The following is a 19,737-nucleotide window of genomic DNA, read 5'->3' on the forward strand; positions in this document are numbered from 1 at the left end:
TAATGGTACATAGGTATTCTAGGGGCTGGAGGGGGAGAAGTCAATGAAGGAATCGACTCCTCCCGGGTATGTGCATATTGAAATACCCGGCTTGCATGAGTACTATGCCCCATGGACTTGGAAAACACGATTATTTCATTGAAAGACGTAAGCTTTTTTTATATTGATGCCGATGCGCCGGAGAACCCCCGTGAACTGAGCGAAGATGATGTTCACTTTGTATTTCGCAATCTTGACCTGGACTTGCCCGCCGGCGTACTCAGCATCGTCGGGGAAAACGGAATCGGGAAAAGCACCCTCATGCTCCTGGCAGCAGCCCGGCGCTTCCCTGTGCAGGGTTCTGTGGAGATTCTCGGCCGTAACACCGAGAAATTCCGTAAAGCGGCGAATGATCCGGCAGTGGAAGCAGAACGAAATGCCCTGGTCTCCGTAGTGTATCAGAACATGGAATTTGAAACTGAAGATAATCTCGGCACGGTACTTGAGCAGGTATTTGCCCAGGGTATTCACACAGCCAATACGGATTGGGTTCTAGAGGAAAGCAGCCGTGCGCTTCAGCTGGACCAGGTGAAGAGCCGAAAATTTCAGGAGCTCTCCAAGGGTGAAATGCAAAGAGCCCTCATCGCCATTTCAATGGCATACGGCTCAGCTATTACCGTATTGGACGAACCGGTGTTCGCAATGGAGGAGAAGCAAAAAGAAGAGTCCCTGGCATTCCTTCAAGATTACGCCCACCGGACCGAGCGAAGCATTCTTTTCTCCGCCCACAATATTCATCTCTGTCGGAATTATGCGGACAACACCCTTCTCATGCGCAAAGACGGAGATTTTGTTCTGGGGGATTCAAAGTCGGTCTGCTCCAAAGAGGAACTGGAAGGAGCCTACCAGGTTCCCATGGAGTACCTCCATAAAAAGGAAGCTCTCTACCGGGATCTCCTGATAAAAGGTGAGGAGACACGCAGAAGCAATTGATCCGGGCAGCTCAAACGCTTTGCTCCCCAGGGGGCTCAATGATCAATGCCCGGTTCAACCGGTTCAGCGTCCCCGGCTGCGGAGCCGGAGGCTGAACAGTTCGCTCAAAGATCTGCGGAAGCTCAGAGCACCCAGCCGCTCCATCCTGGACGCCAGAATATACGCCGCCGCCAAAATGATCAGCACCACAGCAAACAGATACACATGACTCATCCGGTCCTCAACACCCAGGGGACCCTGGAGAAGGTCAAGAAACATTCCCGCCAGGCTGGCACCGGCCACTCCCGACGCCCCCACGGTGAGAAAATACACAATTCCAAAACTCAGCTGCTGCTGGGGCTGTAAGAGGGAGAAGAAATATGTCTGCGCCGTGCTGTCCGCTCCGTTCCAGCCCATCATTGCGATAAAAAACAGCAGCAGAAGGAACACCCAGGTCAATATGCCCGAGGTTAGGGGAACGGCGACAATCGCCAACGCGGCGACAGCCATAAGAAGAATCCAGATCATCATGAACGGTTTGGCACCCAGCCGATCTATATATTTTCTGCTGACAAACCCCATGGCAATGGCACCGAGACTGCCTGCGACGGTGAGAAAGAGTACTCTGTTATCCGAAAACTGATACACATCCTTGGCATACACCAGGAGGAAGGGTTTAATAATCCCCAATGTAAAGCCCACAACTGGAAGGGTGGCGAAGTATTTCCGGAATTTCCGCTCCTTCCATATATCCCGAAAACTCTGCTTCAGGCCCTGGTCGCTGTGTCCCTCAGGCCGTTGTATTTCCGGAATCCGTGAAAGGGAGTACACACCCGCATACCCCAGCGTAATTCCCGTCGCAAATGAAATGAAATATTTTATCAACGGAGCATCATCCCCAAGGAACAACGCCACAATAAGCACACCGAAAAGTATGGAAATATTGGAAAGAATCCGTGAGAGGGACAAAAACCGGCCCCTGTCCTCTCCATGGGACAGTTCGGTTAAAAGCGGAGACAGGCTCACCATCCCCGATCCCCGAATCATCTGAAAACCGAAATACGAACCCACTACAATGAGCAGAGCGATGGTATTCGCCCCGGATATATCCGAAAGCGCAATGAACGGAGCCAGCAGTAAAGGGCTGATCGCCAGATAGCGCAGCATCCAGGCCATGTGAAAACCTTTCACGATACCGAGCTTCTTCGATAGCAGACGGCCCACGGGCATGATAAGATATGAAGCATGGAAGAATGAAGAGACCACTCCAACCACGGTTTTGCTGGCACCCAGGCGGATGATGAACAGAATAATCACATTACCCGCAAGAAACTGGAATGAGAAGGTGTTGATAATAGAGAATGTGAGCCACCAGCGTCTGCCGATATGCTGTTCTTCCGGGTTGTAATGTCCGCTCATTCGACTCAGCCTAATACCTGCAGGGAGGCTTGTCCAGAGGATGGGGATACTGGAAGATAAAGTTCGCTCGGGACAGATTCTCACAGCCCGGGACATTCACAAGGCATTCCGGCAACTCAGCAAACATCTGCACCTCGATGTGACCGGGCTCCACCACGGCTACTTCGCCGCCATGCTGGAAGATCGGAACTCGGCTCTATCCCTTTTAAACAGTCAAAGCTCTCCCCCCGCCTCCCTTGCTTTCTCTGAGGTCAAGCAGGGTGATCCCACACGCAAAACCTATGAGCATTCCGATTTCTGGGAATTATACGCCATCATCAAGGCCCGTATAAATTCCAAGGTGCCCGGGACATCCCTGCCCCCGGGACTTTGCGCGCTGTTTATTGACAGAGCTGCAGAAATATCCCGGGACATGGCGCTGGGCGCTTGCGAATTCCTCGACCGTTACAGTCCGTCACATTATGTAGATTTCTACACGGTTCCCACAGTCCAGCTCATCCATATGGGAATGGAAAATTTTTTAACCTGGAAGCAGTCCGTGCACAACCGGGCACCGGGGCATATTCAAGGACGCTACCAACGGATCTCACGGGGAATGCTTGAAGATGCCGGGAAAAGGATGCTCCAGCCTGCGGGACGGGATTTTTTATATATGGCACCATTCATATTTCATGGTATTAACGCTCTTGAACACAATCGCCCGGATATATCCGATTCCAGACCCACAGGAAGTCTGTTTCATCCCATATACCAGAAGGCGAGAAACATCATGAATGAATGGTTGCCGGGGCTTTCCCAGGGAAAGCCTGGGAAAGCCGGGGATCCGCCTTCCGGGACCAGTGCACGGGAATATGGAGAATGGCTGCGTCAGGCAGAAGCTCAGCTTGAGTTTGCCTGTGATCAACTGGACTACCTTTCGCATGTGTACTCCCCTGAGCTTCAGAAGCGGATTGCCCGGATGAGCTCTGTACCCTGCCAAGCATCAGCTCCAGCCTATTACGATGACATGGAACGCATCCGCCAAACCACCTCGGCTGCGTTCCAGCGGATTATCAAGCAGAGGGAACGGATTAATCATCAGCGATTTTAGTTATTGCCAAGACCTCTAGAAATAATCAATCACTTCTTGTAAGAGGATTATGATTTCGACCCGTTATCGGAGCATCCTTCAACTATTCTTTTTGAATGATGCTCCAGTGGATACAGATATTTTTCTCAAACCATCCTTGACGAAACCGTGAATTTTCTTATAATGATCCACTCAATAACGGTCGGAATCCCATTTCGGCCGCTGAATGCATGTGCGCCCTGCGCCTTTGCTATTCATAAAAACGGGCTGTAGCGCAGTGGTTTAGCGTACTTGTCTGGGGGACAAGGGGTCGCCGGTTCAAATCCGGCCAGCCCGATCATACAGAAAAGGCCGATCCTTCGGGGTCGGCCTTTTGGTATTTAAAAACAGATTCCGGATTTAAAGCCCTGAACCGGCGCGAATACTTGGAGCACTGAGGCGTCTGGAGGAGGCCGAAAGGTGAAGGGACGGTTTGCTGGCGGAGAACATCTTATACGATGAAATGGGAATCAGTTTACGCTTGAGATCTTTTTCCAGAGCCGATCTTTCCTGTCAGCGCTGAGAAATGTTGCGAAGAGGCCGTTTTTCAGTACCTGCATCAGTTCTTCCCGGGTAAACCCGAGATATTTGTAGAGGGAATAGTACTCTTTAACGAGAGAAGTACCGAACAACACCGGGTCGTCAGTATTCAATGTAACGTTTACCCCGGCGTCGAAAAATTTGCGGATTGGATGCTCCCGAATATCACTCACATATTTTTTCGTCACGATATTGCTTAGCGGACAGACTTCCAGGGGAATTTGATGCTCTACCAAATAGGCTATGAGCTCGGCATCGAACATCGCACTGGTTCCATGACCAATTCTCTCTGCACCGATCACTTTTAGGGCATCCCAGATGGATTCCGCCCCTACTTCTTCACCCGCGTGGGCGACTGTATGGAGATTATGCTTTCTAGCTTTTTCAAATACCGGCAGATAGTCTACACAACTATTGCTCATTTCAGCACCGCCCAATCCTATTCCGATAAAAGTTGGATCGTGATACTTTTCAAGATATTCAAGCAGCATATCCATATTCTTCATGGCATTGTCCAGACCGAAGGTCCGGGAAACATCGATTATTACTTTGGCAGTTATATGCTTCTCAGCTTGAAGTTCCTGGAATTTTTTGGTGAGAATTTGTAATACCTTTATAAGATCAAGCTGGCCGTTCTTCATCAGAGTCGACGGAGACAGGAAGAGTTCGAGATAATAAATTCGATTCTGAACGGCGTATTTTGCTATATCATCACAGAGCAGCTCAAAATCTTCTTCCTGTTGAAAAAACGATTGGAGATAGAGAAAAAATTTAATCATGTCCGATAGGTTTGAAAAATTGAGTCTGTCCTGATAATCCTTAACAGTAACTAGTTTATCATCGATCTGATACTTTTTGTTCAAGTGCATATATGATGCGAATGATACAGTTGCCTCAGCATGAAGATGAATTTCGGTCTTTGGCAACCGTTTAATCCAGTTCAGCATCTTTTTATCTTCTGAATCCATACACACCTCTTTAAATTGCACGAGCCAATATACGTAAAATGTTCGACAAAGATGAATAAATACTTAAATAAAGTTTGTTTTCCCGGGAATGCTCTTATCGAGCCGGGTAGATTGGGGGTAATCCTTGATAAGCGATATAAGTCATGGGGAATTATCTTAATTGCCTACAATATCATGGGTTTTTTATACTACGGGGCGGCGGGTATCCCCGGTGACCTACAAAAGCGCAGATACCGGCGAACATATTTTTCTTTTACTATACATATATTTATGTATTCATAAAGATGCCTCAAAAAAAACCACCCGAATCGTTCAGTCCGGGTGGTTGTAGATTAATGATGCATGTTTCACGGCATTCAGCGCTGCATCAGATTCCTGTGGAAGTCTGAATTCGGTACGCCTATTGAATAAAATCCGTTCACTTCTTCCGCCAATCCGTCGCTTTCTTCATACACTCTTGCTTCATCTTCATCCATGAGCACACCGGAGGGATCGCTGTCTTTTTCGGTAAGTACAAATGCAAACTGGAAATCTTCAATCCCGGCGGAGCTGTATGTGCCGCTGTATACATATGCAGATGTATAATCAATGCCGGAGGCCGTTCCTTCCTGCTCGATGTACACACTGAATTCATTATTTTCCCCGAATATATATGCGCCGGCACCTGTGGCAGTATCAGAACCGAAGGAATTTTCGTAATCAATTAAGAGCTCATTGTCGGTCTGACCGTAGAAGTGAAAAATATAATCCAGATTCTGAAGAAAGAGCCCTGTGGTATCTCCGATAGCATCCAGATCTGCTCCCCGATAATACCCCTCAATATTGGGGGGATTTTCTCCGGAATTAAAGGTCATTCCCAGCTCATCCAGAATTTCAAGCTGCTCATCACTCAGTATGTTTCCCACAACCCGTTCTTCTTCACTGCCGAACAAATTGAGAATCATGTCACAGGATGACAGACTGAATACCACTGGAAGCAAAACAAGTAAAACAATTCGTTTCGGATATTTCATAATACCCACTCCTTGGATCCCGAATTCTGCTGTTTCAATGGCGGGTATTACTGTTCGGTTGTTATTTTAATATCATTATAATTTTTCTCATAATACACTGCAATGGAGTACACAAAAAAAGAGGATGTTAATGATATTTTAACATCCTCTTTTGCATAAAATTACGAATAGGCTCGGTGGATCAGTTGGCACTCCAGGTTCCGCCGATAGCTTCACAAGCAGTTTCGGCAATTGAAGCATCACCAATTTCTTCATAATAGGTTGCAGAGAAGGACTCGCCTTCAAATGACACATAATCCTCACATGTTCCAAGGGCACCATCGCTGGGACATTCACCTTCTGTGTACCCCGACGCTTCAGCTGCGTCCTGAATATCTTTATCGCTGGTGGTGATCTCAATACAAACCCCGAATGACTCAAAACTATAGGTTTTCTGAGCACCAAACAAACTACATCCGCTTACAATTACTGCAAGCAGCACAACCATTGCAACGAGAAAAAGACTTTTGCGCATACACGCCTCCTTAAAGTTATTACCTGTATTCTATGGTATACGGATGAAAAAATGCAAAGCTTTTACACTCTTTTTTACTATTTGTTATTTTTTTGATTACAGATTTGGTCGAGTATTGAACAGCATTCGTAATACCCGGTACACTTATCAAATGAAAAACACAGTGAATCAAAAAACCATTAATATCGTTCTGCTCATAATGATTGCAGGTATTGCAATTGCATTCCTTTTCATGCAGCTAAACATGAACCGTCGGATGGATGAACTGGGGACTGCAGTTGTTCGCCTTATACAGGCTCAAAACGGTGAAAGCGCGCCACCCCGGCAGTCTCCTGAAACAGCCCCGGAAGTGGAAATAGACGGGCTCAAAGATTACAGTTACCTGGGAAGTCAGACTGCGCCTATTGATATGGTGCTGGTTCTTGATTTTCAGTGCAGCTTCTGTATTCGCGAATACAAAGAACTGTTTCCGCAGATCAGAGAAGATCTGGTAGCCTCCGGCGAAGTGAAAATATCATATCTCCCCTTCCCTTTGGATAATATCCATGAAAATGCAATTGAGGCCGCACTGGCAGCTTCTGCGGCTGAAGAACAGGATATGTTCTGGGATTTTTTTGACTTTTTATTCCAGAATATCGAAGATCTGAACCGGGATATTATCCTTGAGCATGCCCAGCAATCGGGTGCTGATTTGGAACAATTTTCCAACCATATGGATAATGAAGCGAATCTTCGACGGATTAAAGATATACAGAAGTCTCTGTCAGAACAGGGAGTTTCAGGAACACCTGCAATCATCTTGAACGACCGGTTGTTCGTGGGATTCAAGCCCTACAACCAGCTTCAGCAGATTTTTGCAGCAATGTAGCCCGCCCTTAATTTCGGGGCAGATAACCGGTCATGTTCCGGTTTCCGGATACTGACCATCCGGCTGCCCCAGCTGCCTCCCGATTATTTGACACACGAATCTCAATATCCTACTGTTTGATAGGATATCTTTGGAGGGCAACCATGAAGAAGATTCAGCTTTATATCTTGATATTGTTATTCGCCGTCGCCCCGGTATGGGCATTTGACGGGTATGTGGAAATTACCAATGAAACCGGATTTGGCGTGGAAGCTCTCTTTGTCAGTCACTCCGATTCGGAGACCTGGGAGGAAAATCTGCTCCCCGATACGGTGCTGGCCCAGGGAGAGACGATCCGGGTGGATCTTGAAGGATACTCTGATTCCCGGTTCGACATTCGTGCACAGGACATGGAAGGACACAGCTACACTCTGTGGGAGGTGGATGTTTCACTTCGGGATGTGGTACTCAACAACGAAAACCTGGACTCCTCTTTATTTAGCGGGTATGTGGATGTCACCAACCGCAGCGGTTTAGATATCGTCCATTTATACATCAGCCACCAGGATTCGGACAGCTGGGAGGAAGATGTACTGAATTCCCGGGTTTTGGAACAGGGTGAAACAATTCGCGTAGATATTAACGGGTATCCGACCTCTGTGTTTGATATTCATGCCGAGGACAGAGCAGGTGAGAGTTATACAGTTTGGAACCTGGATGTTGCATATGATGATGCCACAATTACTCCGGAAGATCAGGATTGAGGCCGGAGTTGAGGTATTTCATTCCCGAATAGGTCAGGTCTTCGACGGATCAGCTTCTCCGCGTTCTTCCTCAAACCCACATACCCTGTAGATGAAATTCTTTATCAGCTCCCTGGCCTGATGGGCTTCCGGCAGCAGGTCGAAAAGCATCCAGACATGCACCATCTAGGGAAACTCATGATATTCAAGCTCCATACCTTCCTGTTCCGCCTTCTCCCGAAAGCGTCCGGCATCCGGATTGAGAATATCCCGGTCTCCGGTGAGTAGCATGGCAGGAGGCATACCTTCAAGATTCTCATGTATGGGACTCACAATCGGGTCTGAAGTCGAGAGTTTTCCCGCGTATTTTTGAGCATACCCCCGGAGCCGCCCGGCATCAAGCACCGGGTCTGAATCGGCCTGCTCATCTATGCGGGGATTTGTCATATCAAGATCCAGCCAGGGAGAAAGCAGAACCAGCCCCCTGGGAACCCCCATGCCGTCTCTGATGCAATGCCGTGCCAGACCCAGGGCCAGATTTCCTCCCGATGAATCTCCCATGATTATTCCGGGTAATTCACTATGGGCTGCATGAAAGCTGCGGTACACAGGCATGAGATACTCAAATACATCGCTTACAGTATATTCAGGAGCAAGAGGATAATCGGGAAGCAATACGACGCAGTTCAGCGTATCGATAAGGTATCGGATGAAAAACACATGCAAGGGGTGAATTCCGTTCACGAACCCTCCCCCATGGAGATACGTCAGTGTCATGGCGGGTTCCCCACGGCGAGATGATAGAATCAGCCAAGCATGCCTTCCATTGCTGTGTTCCTGTATTTCATACTTCAGTCCGAAGAGGGCCAGGATTTGTTCCGGGCGCTCTTTGTTCCGGGGCTTATCTAGGAAGCGTTTCAACTTGAGCCGGTCCAAGAGGTAATTGATAAATCTGCTTTGAGGACTCGGCATGTAAAACCTTTTAAACTCCGGCCCGGCTACAGCTCTTTGGACATAATGATATCCCCATCTTCTTCCAAACCGGTGGCCTCAAAGCCAAGCTTCTCGTAGAAGCTTTTCGGTCCGGTTTTTTCCCGGGGATATGAAGTGAGTAGTTCGCGGGCATCGGGGAGACTGCGGACAAAGTCTGCAACCTGTTCCATTGCCAGAGTTCCAAACCCTTTTCCCTGGTGTTTCCGGTCAATCATCAATGTTTTAAGAAAATACTGCGCTTTATGAGCATCGAGATGGAGAATCACAAATCCAACTGGTTCCCCGTCCACATATATCGCCCTGAACCAGGACTCTTTTGAGAAGTAGGCCCGGGCGATGGATACGGCATTCGACGGCACATAGGTTTTCTGGTCATCGGTTACTTCAAGTTCTAATACTGCATCTAGGGTATCTTCGGTAATCTCTTCTAAAGAAACCTGTGGTTTCATATACGTATCTCCTAATATCATTATATACGATCACGGTACGCTATTGAGTAATAGTGTGAACAATCCAGCAAAAAACTGCAAGCTATTTCTATCCCGACGAAAAGTAGGGAACCCATAGAGAAAAGGAGAGAGCCCAAATAGGAGAGCTTGCTGAATCAGAGGGAATTTCTTAGGTTATATAGGTGAAAGATTCAAAAAACAAATCCATCGGTGAAAAATTGCGAAAGCATGATATCAGTCCATCGTATCCCCGAAAAAGAATTCTGGAGTATCTCATTCAACGCCATAATCACCCAACGGTTAATACCATTTATGAGGACCTTATTGACGAAATTCCCAGTTTATCCAAGACCACCATATACAATAACCTGCGCCTCTTTGTGGAGAAGAAACTGGTTGAGGAAATCACCATAGAAGGAAACGAAAAACGCTACGATATATATAACCCCGATTCACACGCCCACTTCCGATGTATGAGCTGCGGCAGGCTCTACGATATCCGACTTAATTATAGAGACCCCTTTGAAGAACTGAAGGAGTTTCAGATCCACAATATTTCAATGCATCTCAGCGGTGTTTGTCCTAATTGCCAAAGCAGAAGTACATGATGAGATACCTATTCAATACAGCCGCTTGACGATGGTGATATGTGTGGGTACATTATGAATATAGAATTGTAATGATTACATTTTTATAATTATTACATATTTGCAAGTGGACGATGCTCATCGGCGTTAGTATATTACGGAGCATCAAAACTACAGAAAGGAGTTACACATGAGTACCACTATCGGACTAGACAGCAAGAAATTAGAACCCGTTGCAGCAGGATTGAACCAGTACCTGGCGGATCTGGGAGTACTGTACATTAAGATTCATAACCTTCATTGGAATGTTGAGGGTCCCCAATTCTTCCAGCTTCACGAAAAACTTGAAGAGTTTTATGATCAGACATCAGAACAGCTGGATGATGTTGCAGAACGGATTCTGACAATTGGATTCCGTCCCGCTGCGAGTCTCACAGATTACCTGAAACTGGCTCAGATTAAAGAACTGGATTCCAAGCCCTTCGGCAGCGATGAAATCCTGAAGGAAGTCACCCAGGATTTTACCTACATGCTTGCCGAATCCAGAAAAATTCTCCGCCAAGCAGAAGGAGCCGAAGACCAGGGTACGGTTGATCTGATGGCAGGGTTCATCTCCGGCTATGAAAAGACCCTCTGGATGCTTAGGGCATTCAATTCATAAGCACACACGCCACAGAACTGAATTATACGGGGACTGAAGACACTCTTCAGTCCCCTGTTTTTTATTCCGGGGAGTGCTGAGTCCGCTCTACTTTCAGCTCCCGAAGGGTGCCCAGAAACCGGCCCCAGGAGATGGGAACAAAAAATCTGAACAGCTGGAGAAAGGACCTGATTATTCCCGGACTGGCCCGTTTAACCGGGGTTCCCGAATACCCAAGTTTGCGGAGTGACTTTTCAAACATGCTGACCCGGTGCAGCACATGGGAATACGATTCCCGGGGCTTATGCCCCCAGGCAGTTTCCGCCAGAGCAAATATCCTTGGTAGAATCATCCGGTACAGCCTTGCTTCATCACTCACATACTCGGTCCAAAGCGGTGCTTCAATTCCGATTATTCGATGCATATCTTCCGGTTTCATATTCGGAATTCGGGGAATGTATGACCAGGTTTTTCTGAACGGTGTCATACCGTGGGGGTAATCGAGGTAATAATGCCAGAAGTCGGATAATATCACCTTTCGGTCACCCGAAAGTGCCTGATTGCTCAGTTTCGCTCCGCCGTCCTCTCTCCAGAATTGCATAAGCGCCGAATCATCCATTCTGGGAGAATAAAACGCTTCATTCCATGCCACACAGGTTTTCCCGTGTCTTTTCACAACGGCATTCATTGAGTTCATAAAAAATGCCTGAAGATCTTCTTCATCCTTCAATCCCTGACTTCGGATCTTCTCCTGGCAATGGGGGCATTCCTTCCACCGGGATTTTGGGACCTCATCTCCCCCGAGATGAACCCTGGGTCCGGGAAACAGGGGCAGGATTTCATCCAGAAGTTTAGTGAAAAAGCCGTACACCTCTTCTTTTCCCGCACAAGCCACATCTTCGAAAATTCCGAAATCCCCGGGAACAGCTCCGTGAATTCCCCGGCAGGATAGCTGGGGAAAAGCAGCCAGGATTGCACTTACATGACCCGGAAGATCAAATTCGGGAATGATCTCAATCCCTCGGGCAGCCGCATAATTCACCACATCCCGGATCTCAGCTTGCGTATAATATCCGCTTACCGGACGGTCTTTCGACGCTGTTTTTTCTCTCCGGCTGCTTATGGTATTCAGTTCCGGGAAGGAAGAACTCTCCACCCGCCATCCCTGATCGTCACTAAGATGCCAGTGGAAAACATTGAGCTTCAGAATCAGCATAAGATCAAGAAGCCGTTTCACGGCTTCCACTTCGAAAAAATGGCGGGAGACATCCAGCATTAAACCCCGGTGTGAAAAAACCGGTGAATCTGATATTTTTGCTATAGGAAGCCTTCCCCCATCGCCATTCTCCGGAATACAGAGCTGCAGCAATGTAGAAAAAGCATACAGAGCACCGGGATAGCCCCCTGCAGATATCTCAATACCGTTTTCGTGGATGTCCAGCCGGTATGAGCTATCCTGAATTACGCGGGAGCCGGGAGGTATTTTTTCGGCATCAATCACCACCGAAACAGAGAGCGATTCGGAGTTTTTCAGAACAGGTTTTTCTGAACCGTTAACCAGGGGAATGAAGGGTTCAAAAAGGGGTGCGAATACGGAAAGCAGGGGTTTCACGGTCTCCCTGTCTCCTTGGAGATGAAACCCGGAAGGACCGGGGATTGAAGCATTGGAGCCGGAATGCAGATTCTGAGCAGACGGCAATAGTATTGGTGAATTAGTTTTTTGCATGAACTAATCATAGCATTCTCGCAACATCAGGAAAAGTACCAAGCCCCGAAGAATGTGGAAATAGCGTGTATGATGATTTTTTCACCGGTATTTTATATACTCATTCCATATGAAAAAAATATTGAATGGAATTGTTGAATTTCATACCACCGACTATGTTTCCCATAAAAAACGCTATGAATCCCTGAGTAACTCTCAGGAGCCAAGATACTTATTTATCACCTGCTCCGACTCACGGGTGGTACCTGACCTTATAACCAAAAGCCAGCCCGGAGAATTGTTTATTGTACGGAATATTGCAAATATTGTGCCTCCACACGCAAAGGCCGGTGAGTACCCCTCCGCTTCATCCGCAATCGAATATGCCGTGGATGAGCTGAATGTACGGCATGTTATCGTCTGCGGGCACAGTGACTGCGGGGGATGTAAAATGCTTCTTCCCGGGGAGGAGGATTCAAGTGGTATGGAATTCACCCGAAAATGGCTGCGACTTGCCGCAGATGTTAAAACCGATATTCACCGCCTTGCCGAAGAACGGCCGGATTTGGATCCCCATGCCCTTTCCTGGCATGCGGAACAAAGCAATGTGCTTCATCAGATGAAGAATCTCCTTACCTATCCGCAAATAGCAGAGAAATATGGCAGCGGAACACTGGGCGTACACGGCTGGCATTATATTATCCAAAGCGGCGACATTTATCAGTACAATGAAGACAGCAGGCGCTTTGAACTGGGCAATTGAGCTGACGCGCCGTGTTTCAGAATGAATAGCTGGGAAACGCGGAGCCGTTATTCACCGTCGTAGTCCTCGCAACCGGGCTGCTCAGGAGGATACAGCTTTTCCAGGTTTTTAATGAGGGCGGCTATGCGCTGATCCTTCAGGCGGTACATAATCTGTTTACCGTTGCGTTCCTTGTCAACATAGCCGGCCACCCACATCATCTTAAGCTGCTGGCTCACATTTGAGAGATTTGCCTCACAGATGCTCACCAGCTGAGATACGGTAAAGGGCTGTTCGGTAAGTGCGCAGAGAATATGAAACCGCACCGGGTTGGCCATCATGTTAATGAGATGTTCAACCCGGGAACAGCGGATATCCTGGAATCGTGATTTAATAATGCGGATAATATCGTCCTGGGGAGCTGGACCTGCAGCTTCTGTTCCCCCCCCGCGATTCAGTTCCATCGTCCTTCCTTGAGGTCCTTATCTATGGCTGCGGCTGCGCGCCGACCCTCACCCATGGCAAGAATTACCGTTGCCGCGCCGAGCACGATATCACCCCCGGCGTACACCCTCTCCATTCGGCTGCGGTTGTCATCATCCACGGTAATATTCCCCCATTTATTAGTCTCAAGGTCCCTGGTTGTCTGACGGATAAGGGGATTGCTCACATTCCCCAGAGCAGGGATAACCGTATCCATCTCCAGCTCGAATGCGCTGCCTTCGACGGGGATGGGCCGGCGCCGACCGGAATCATCCGGTTCGCCCAGTTCATATTTCTGAACCTCTATTGCCCGCACCTTTCCTTCTTCATCGCCCAAAATTTGGGTGGGGTTGTGCAGAAAATGGAATCGGATACCTTCCTCTATGGCGTGTTCAACCTCTTCCGCCCTTGCAGGCATCTCATTTCGGGTTCTACGGTAAAAAACATTCACCTCTTTCGCACCCAGTCGCAGCGCCATTCGGGCCGCATCCATGGCGACATTTCCTCCACCCAGCACGGCAACGTTTTCGCTGGGATAAATTGGTGTATCAACATTGGCCTTGTCGTAGGCCTTCATTAAATTGCTGCGGGTAAGGTATTCATTGGCGGAGAATACGCCCACCAGATTTTCTCCGGGAATATTCATGAACTTGGGAAGACCTGCGCCGCTTCCAATAAACACCGCATCGAATCCGTCCTCCGCTATGAGATCCTCGATTGTTCTGGTTCGGCCAATGAGAAAGTTGAGGTGAAATTTCACCCCCATGGCTTGCAGGGTTGCAACCTCTTTCTCCACTATCTTCTTGGGAAGGCGGAATTCAGGAATTCCGTAGATCATTACCCCTCCCGGTTTATGAAAGGCTTCAAAAATTTCAACCTGATGCCCTGCTTTCCGGAGATCCGCTGCTGCTGTAAGCCCGGCAGGTCCCGAACCAACAACTGCCGCCTTGAATCCGCTGTCCGGGGCAATTTCAGGAATGCTCACCGAGTCATTCTCCCGTTCCCAGTCTGAAACAAAGCGCTCAATGCGGCCTATGGCCACAGACTTCATTGGATCTTTTAGGCTTTTTCCAACCGTACAATATTCCATGCACTGACTTTCCTGAGGACATACCCGGCCGCATATGGCAGGCAGAAGACTGCTCTCTTTTATGACATTTACCGACTCCTGATACTCTCCATCCAGAGCTTTCTGGATGAATCCAGGAATATCTATTGATACAGGACAGCCTTTAATGCAGGGGGCGGTTTTACACTGGAGACAGCGAAGACTCTCAACCCGCACCTGTTCATCTGTATAGCCAAGGGCCACTTCCTGCTGATTTTGTCCCCGGGCAATCGGATCCTGTGCGGGCATATCCTGCTGGGGTATGGATATTCTGTCTTTTACTTTCAGGTCGCCCTGGCGGTCTTTGTATTCATTCCACAGAGCCACTGCTTCAGAAGCCATGGTTTCTGCCGTTTTGTGGGTATCGCGTGTATGGGTATCACCGACTGATGTGTCGCTCATTTCGCCCCCTCCCTCTCAGCTCTCTTCTCTGTCTCTGCTGGGCCACCGTTCAGGCCCACCCGGCAATTATGGGCGGCCTTTTGCTCCTGGGCTTTGTAGGATTTCTGACGGAGCATCATATTGTCAAAGTCCACAAGGTGGGCGTCGAACTCCGGTCCGTCCACACAGACAAATTTCGTTTCGCCGCCAACGCTCACCCGGCATCCGCCGCACATACCGGTGCCGTCCACCATAATGGTATTCAGGCTTACCTGGGTGGGTACAGCGTAGGGTCTGGTGGTTTCCGCGCAGAATTTCATCATGATGGGCGGACCGATGGCCACAACTTCATCCACCGCACCGCTTTCGCACAGCTCTTTCAGAGGTTCGGTTACCAGAGCTTTTCTTCCGTAGCTGCCGTCGTCTGTGCACACTATGAGCTCATCGCTGTAGCTCTTCATTTCCTCTTCCAGAATGAGAAGGTCCATGTTTCTGGCACCCATTATGGTGATAACTTTGTTTCCCGCCCGTTTATTGGCCTGCACGATGGGATGAAGAGGGGCTACACCGATACCGCCTCCCACACACACAACGGTCCCCTTCTTCTCAATCTCTGTGGGTGTTCCAAGAGGTCCAAGGACATTTTCAATGTGATCTCCGACCTCCAGAGCCGCCAGATTAAGAGTGGTTTTTCCCACCGCCTGGAATATAATGATGATGGTTCCGGCTTCTTCATCGGCATCTGCTATTGTTAAGGGAATTCGCTCCCCGAAGTTGCCATCCAACTGGATAATGAGAAACTGCCCGGCTTTTCTCGCCCGGGCAATATAGGGCGCTTCAAACGTCATTTTAAACACATCTTCGGAAAGCCGTTCCTTGCTGATAATTTTGTTCATGCTCTCTCCCTCATGTATCCCCGACGGCCGGAGCCGACGGAGATGCTAGTTTGCTATTTTCCTTTCACGGCGTCATTCCCGGCGAAGTTACTGAGGAAAATATCTATACCCTTTGCCGCAGAATGTCCGTTGGCGATTGCGCTGATGGCGTCCCGTTTCCAGTTGGTAATATCGCCGCCGGCAAAAATCTTTCTGTCACCGGTCTGCTTGAACTCGTTCACTTCAACAATACCACCCTTGGGAAAGGTCATACGGGCGGTGATATCTTCAGGCAGGAATGCGTAGTCCGCCTTCTGACCGATTGCCGGGATTACCGTATCGCATTCGATAGTCTCATCACTGCCTTCAATGAGCCGGGGGCGCGGGCGGCCGCCCTTTTCATCGGGAACCATTTCCGCCAGACCGTACACCAGCTTCAGCCGGGTGGTATCGCCCTTCTCTATGCGAATGGGGATCGCCTGGGTCACAAGGCGGCAGCCTTCGCCCTGGCTCTCATGAATTTCCTCTTCGTCGGCGGGCATATCTTCTTCCCGGCGCCGATAGAGAATTGTCACATCTGAGCCGTAACGCCGGCTTGTCCGTGCCGCATCCATGGCCACATTTCCGCCCCCCACAACAACAACGGAGGAGCCGATATCCGGCTTAACTCCCTTGGTAACATCATCCAGAATCGACAAGCCAGAGATTACACCTTTCAGATGCTCGCCATCAATATTAAGTCCGTAGGGATTGCTCAATCCGGTGGAGAAGTACAGGGCGTCAAAGTCGTTATACAGCTCTGTGAACTCAACATCCTTTCCGATCCGTACATTCTGGCGGATTTTAACTCCCAGGCTTCGGATGTACTCAATATCCTTATCCACCTGGTCGTAGGGAAGACGGTACTCAGGGATTCCGTAGCGGAGCATTCCGCCGGCCTTTTCATTGGCATCGAAAATAGTCACATCGTAGCCAAGCAGGCTGAGGTAGTAGGCCGCCGCCATTCCCCCGGGGCCGGAACCGATGACGGCAATCCGCCTGCCGTTGTTCTCTTCGCCGCTGTCCAGAATCTTCTCATAATCCATTGAATATATCTGGTCCACAATGTAGCGTTTCAGCCAGCGTATGGAAATGGCTTCACCTTTGTGCTTCATGGCGCACACATGTTCGCAGCTGTGGGAACATACCCGGCCGCAGCTTGCAGGCAGCGGGTTGGCGTTATACACAATCTTCAGACCGTCGCCCATATCATCCCGGCGGATGGCGTCGATGTATGCCGGCACATCCATGTGAGCCGGACAGGTTGCTATACACATACCGCAGGCTATACAGCGGTCTGCCTCCTTCGCAGCCTGCTCTTTGCTGTAGCCCTGGACCATCTCCACAAAGCTCTTCCGGCTTTCTTCGAAGCTCAACATAGGCATTTCGACCCTCTTGGCTTCAAGAAGTTCATAGCCCGGAGCGCGGAAGTACCCTTTTTCATAATCATCCCAGGGTTTTGGGTCGTGTCCGGGAACATAACGGAACGCCTCGGGATCTTCATCCACCCAGATATACTCGTTGCTCATTCCCAGGCTTCCTGTGGGACAAACATCCACACAAAGGGCGCACCAGCAGCAGCGGCCGTAGTCCACTTTGGGGCGGAGCCCTGAATCTCCGTGCTTGGTTTCTTTCACAGGAACCAGGTCGATTGCCTCATTCTGGCAAATTGTCTCACAGGTTCCGCAGCCTATGCATTTGGAGATATCATTCTGATGAAATCCCCTGTAGCGGTCCGCACCTTCCCGGCTTTCCAGAGGACGGGTATTGGTATATGGCTTGGCCATTGCCCTCTTCCAGACACTAAAAGGGGCCACTAAATCTTTTAAACTCATCGTTCAACCTCCGGAGGATAGGTATGAAGGGAAACCATCAGCCCTGCGGTATCGGCGATATTGGTACCCACAGCCAGATGTTCCATCAGCGCAACAGCATGTGTGTAGCTGGGTCCCCGGACATAGATCCGTCTGGGTTTATCGGAACCATCGGTGTTCAGGTAAAACCCGTATTCGCCCCGGGTACACTCAGCTTTCCGGTAGGTTTGTCCCGGCTCAATTTTCCAGTGAAGCACATTGGGCAGCTGGGTGTGGAACTCCCCCTGCCCTGCAGCTGAATCCAGATGTGCAATCATCTGCCTCTGCAGATCGATACTCTGATACATTTCCCTGATTCGAACCTTGGCCCGGGCGAATGCGTCGCCTCCGTCTTCGGTGATCACACTAAAGTCCAGGCGGTCATACACACCGTAGGGCTGATCTTTCCGCAGATCCCGTTTAATACCCGATCCTCGGGCGTTAGGGCCGGTTATTCCAAACAGATCCACAATTTCGGGAGTTATAACACCCAGCTTCTTTGCCCGCATCTTGAACACGGCGTTGTGAATCAAGGCCAGTTCCACATCTGCGATGGTGTCCTCAACCGTTGCAAGAGTTTCAAGAAGCCGCTTGGTCCAACCTCCGGGCAGATCAGCCCTCACTCCACCGGGGATCATATACATATGATAAATCCGGCCTCCTGAGAGCTCTTCAAAACGGTCCAGCATATAATCACGCATGGTGACCGTCCACTGCCCCAGCGTCCCCTGACCAAATGCTCCTGCCTGCCCGCCAAGCCACATAAGAAAGCTTGTAAGCCTGGCCATCTCCAGCTGAAGCGTCCGGATCCACTTTGCCCGTTCGGGGATTTCCACCCCCGCAAGCTCTTCGGTCACCTCAGCGTAGAGATATTCATTGAAATCCGGTTCGGGAACCGCAATCCGGCACACAATGGGGAAGCACTGGATAAACTTCCGCCGCTCCATGAGCTTCTCAAAACCCCGGTGCAGATAGCCCACATGAGTTGTGCAATCTACGATCTCGTCACCGCATGTTACCAGCTCCAGGCTCATGTTCCCGGTAATGCCGGGGTGCTGGGGACCCTGCCAGACTTTCAGATATTTTCCGCTCTCCAGATCGTAATCCGGCCGGACTTTCCCTGTTATTCCCGGTTTCAGATGATCCCATGTTCCGGGAACTTTGGGCATCCGGGGGTTATTGTTTATGTGTTCGCCGCTCTTCGCGTATTCGCTGCTTTTTACCATTTCTCCGCCTCACTGGGGTACAATTCTCTTCTCATATGCTCCCTGGGGTCATGGGTGACTCTTCCCGGCCGTTCATAGAACGTCTTTTCAGAGTACTCGCGGGTGTCAAAATCACGGCGCATGGGGGGAATATCATCCCAGCCTTCAAGAACAAAGTTTTCACCGATTCTTGGCGAACCGGGAAAATCGATACCGTACATTTCTGCCAGTTCCTGCTCATACGTGATGGCTGCGGGCCATAAATGATGAATACTGTCCATCTCCGCCCTGCCGTCCCGTTTTTCACGCGGTATATCAGTTGAAATGCATAGATCCAGATTCATGTCGTAGTTGCGCAGCATATATTTAAGCTCGAATCTGTTTTCTTCCGGGTAGTCCACGGCAGTGAAGAAGGAAAGGTGAACAAATCCTTCAAGCTGTTTGCAATGGGTAATGAGAGCAACCGCGTCGGACTGCTCAACTTTCATATATGCCTGATCCGGTCGCTGTGTGTGTACATGAAGTACGCCGAAACGCATTGCAAGTCTGTTAAATAGTTCCTGCTTCATCCTAT

The 19,737-nt window shown here is 49.2% G+C and carries 20 protein-coding genes and 1 tRNA gene; 8 read left to right on the plus strand and 13 right to left on the minus strand.

What is annotated here, in order from left to right; translation table 11 throughout:
- Positions 1-111 precede the first annotated feature (111 nt).
- Positions 112-972, plus strand: coding sequence for an ATP-binding cassette domain-containing protein (locus tag AC52PS_RS06020; RefSeq protein ID WP_495562142.1), 861 nt, complete (start codon positions 112-114; stop codon positions 970-972).
- A 63-nt stretch (positions 973-1,035) separates the two neighbouring features.
- Here the strand turns inward: AC52PS_RS06020 and AC52PS_RS06025 are convergent, their stop codons facing one another.
- Positions 1,036-2,370 carry an MFS transporter gene (locus tag AC52PS_RS06025; protein ID WP_495562143.1) on the minus strand — a complete coding sequence of 445 codons (1,335 nt, stop codon included), beginning with the start codon at positions 2,368-2,370 and terminating at the stop codon, positions 1,036-1,038.
- A gap of 40 nt (positions 2,371-2,410) precedes the next feature.
- Between AC52PS_RS06025 and AC52PS_RS06030 the strand changes: the two genes are divergently transcribed.
- Both AC52PS_RS06030 and AC52PS_RS06035 read left to right on the plus strand, forming a co-directional pair.
- The gene (locus AC52PS_RS06030) at positions 2,411-3,460 is read left to right on the plus strand and encodes a hypothetical protein (protein WP_495562144.1); all 1,050 of its coding nucleotides are present in this window, start codon (positions 2,411-2,413) and stop codon (positions 3,458-3,460) included.
- Positions 3,461-3,702: 242 nt separating this feature from the next.
- Positions 3,703-3,776, plus strand: a tRNA-Pro gene (locus AC52PS_RS06035).
- 172 nt (positions 3,777-3,948) lie between these two features.
- Here AC52PS_RS06035 and add read toward each other — a convergent pair.
- From add to AC52PS_RS06050, 3 genes are all read right to left on the minus strand, one after another.
- Complete coding sequence (gene add / locus AC52PS_RS06040; protein ID WP_495562145.1) at positions 3,949-4,986, minus strand: adenosine deaminase; 1,038 nt, start codon at positions 4,984-4,986, stop codon at positions 3,949-3,951.
- 356 nt (positions 4,987-5,342) lie between these two features.
- The gene (locus AC52PS_RS06045) at positions 5,343-5,999 is read right to left on the minus strand and encodes a hypothetical protein (RefSeq protein WP_495562146.1); all 657 of its coding nucleotides are present in this window, start codon (positions 5,997-5,999) and stop codon (positions 5,343-5,345) included.
- 181 nt (positions 6,000-6,180) lie between these two features.
- Positions 6,181-6,513: a hypothetical protein gene (locus tag AC52PS_RS06050; RefSeq protein ID WP_495562147.1), complete on the minus strand. Its 333-nt coding sequence runs from the start codon at positions 6,511-6,513 to the stop codon at positions 6,181-6,183.
- Between the two features lie 151 nt (positions 6,514-6,664).
- On the opposite strand from AC52PS_RS06050, the gene AC52PS_RS06055 reads away from it, so the two are divergent.
- Together AC52PS_RS06055 and AC52PS_RS06060 are read left to right on the plus strand one after the other, a co-directional pair.
- Positions 6,665-7,381 carry a DsbA family protein gene (locus tag AC52PS_RS06055; protein ID WP_495562148.1) on the plus strand — a complete coding sequence of 239 codons (717 nt, stop codon included), beginning with the start codon at positions 6,665-6,667 and terminating at the stop codon, positions 7,379-7,381.
- A gap of 143 nt (positions 7,382-7,524) precedes the next feature.
- Positions 7,525-8,124, plus strand: coding sequence for a hypothetical protein (locus tag AC52PS_RS06060; RefSeq protein WP_495562149.1), 600 nt, complete (start codon positions 7,525-7,527; stop codon positions 8,122-8,124).
- 165 nt (positions 8,125-8,289) lie between these two features.
- On the opposite strand, the gene AC52PS_RS06065 is transcribed toward AC52PS_RS06060, so the two are convergent.
- Together AC52PS_RS06065 and AC52PS_RS06070 are read right to left on the minus strand one after the other, a co-directional pair.
- Positions 8,290-9,075, minus strand: coding sequence for an alpha/beta hydrolase fold domain-containing protein (locus AC52PS_RS06065; protein ID WP_495562150.1), 786 nt, complete (start codon positions 9,073-9,075; stop codon positions 8,290-8,292).
- Between the two features lie 26 nt (positions 9,076-9,101).
- Positions 9,102-9,545, minus strand: a complete 444-nt coding sequence (locus tag AC52PS_RS06070) for a GNAT family N-acetyltransferase (RefSeq protein ID WP_495562151.1) — start codon at positions 9,543-9,545, stop codon at positions 9,102-9,104.
- A gap of 182 nt (positions 9,546-9,727) precedes the next feature.
- Between AC52PS_RS06070 and AC52PS_RS06075 the strand changes: the two genes are divergently transcribed.
- Together AC52PS_RS06075 and AC52PS_RS06080 are read left to right on the plus strand one after the other, a co-directional pair.
- Positions 9,728-10,153, plus strand: a complete 426-nt coding sequence (locus AC52PS_RS06075; protein WP_495562152.1) for a Fur family transcriptional regulator — start codon at positions 9,728-9,730, stop codon at positions 10,151-10,153.
- 169 nt (positions 10,154-10,322) lie between these two features.
- Entirely contained in the window at positions 10,323-10,793 is a 471-nt protein-coding gene (locus AC52PS_RS06080; RefSeq protein ID WP_495562153.1) for a Dps family protein, read from the plus strand.
- Positions 10,794-10,854: 61 nt separating this feature from the next.
- Here AC52PS_RS06080 and AC52PS_RS06085 read toward each other — a convergent pair whose 3' ends face one another.
- Positions 10,855-12,498 (minus strand): beta-N-acetylhexosaminidase, encoded by a 1,644-nt coding sequence (locus tag AC52PS_RS06085; RefSeq protein ID WP_495562154.1) that lies wholly within the window; start codon positions 12,496-12,498, stop codon positions 10,855-10,857.
- A 109-nt stretch (positions 12,499-12,607) separates the two neighbouring features.
- Here AC52PS_RS06085 and AC52PS_RS06090 point away from each other — a divergent pair, with 109 nt between their 5' ends.
- Entirely contained in the window at positions 12,608-13,240 is a 633-nt protein-coding gene (locus AC52PS_RS06090; RefSeq protein ID WP_495562155.1) for a carbonic anhydrase, read from the plus strand.
- A gap of 47 nt (positions 13,241-13,287) precedes the next feature.
- Here AC52PS_RS06090 and AC52PS_RS06095 read toward each other — a convergent pair whose 3' ends face one another.
- Genes AC52PS_RS06095 through AC52PS_RS06120 form a run of 6 tightly spaced genes read right to left on the minus strand, consistent with a single transcriptional unit; the run spans position 13,288 to position 19,732 of the window.
- On the minus strand, positions 13,288-13,683 hold the full coding sequence (locus tag AC52PS_RS06095; protein ID WP_495562156.1) for an ArsR/SmtB family transcription factor: 396 nt from the start codon (positions 13,681-13,683) through the stop codon (positions 13,288-13,290).
- Positions 13,674-15,212 carry an NADPH-dependent glutamate synthase gene (gene gltA, locus AC52PS_RS06100; protein WP_495562157.1) on the minus strand — a complete coding sequence of 513 codons (1,539 nt, stop codon included), beginning with the start codon at positions 15,210-15,212 and terminating at the stop codon, positions 13,674-13,676. The genes AC52PS_RS06095 and gltA overlap by 10 nt, the downstream gene beginning before the upstream one ends.
- Complete coding sequence (locus AC52PS_RS06105; protein ID WP_495562158.1) at positions 15,209-16,087, minus strand: sulfide/dihydroorotate dehydrogenase-like FAD/NAD-binding protein; 879 nt, start codon at positions 16,085-16,087, stop codon at positions 15,209-15,211. Before AC52PS_RS06105 ends, gltA begins: the two co-directional genes overlap by 4 nt.
- 53 nt (positions 16,088-16,140) lie before the next feature.
- Positions 16,141-17,892, minus strand: a complete 1,752-nt coding sequence (locus tag AC52PS_RS06110; RefSeq protein ID WP_495562159.1) for an FAD-dependent oxidoreductase — start codon at positions 17,890-17,892, stop codon at positions 16,141-16,143.
- 44 nt (positions 17,893-17,936) lie between these two features.
- Complete coding sequence (locus tag AC52PS_RS06115) at positions 17,937-19,184, minus strand: NADH-quinone oxidoreductase subunit D (protein ID WP_495562160.1); 1,248 nt, start codon at positions 19,182-19,184, stop codon at positions 17,937-17,939.
- Positions 19,178-19,732 (minus strand): NADH-quinone oxidoreductase subunit C, encoded by a 555-nt coding sequence (locus AC52PS_RS06120; RefSeq protein WP_495562161.1) that lies wholly within the window; start codon positions 19,730-19,732, stop codon positions 19,178-19,180. The genes AC52PS_RS06115 and AC52PS_RS06120 overlap by 7 nt, the downstream gene beginning before the upstream one ends.
- Positions 19,733-19,737 lie beyond the last annotated feature (5 nt).

This window comes from Salinispira sp. (assembly GCF_059431795.1).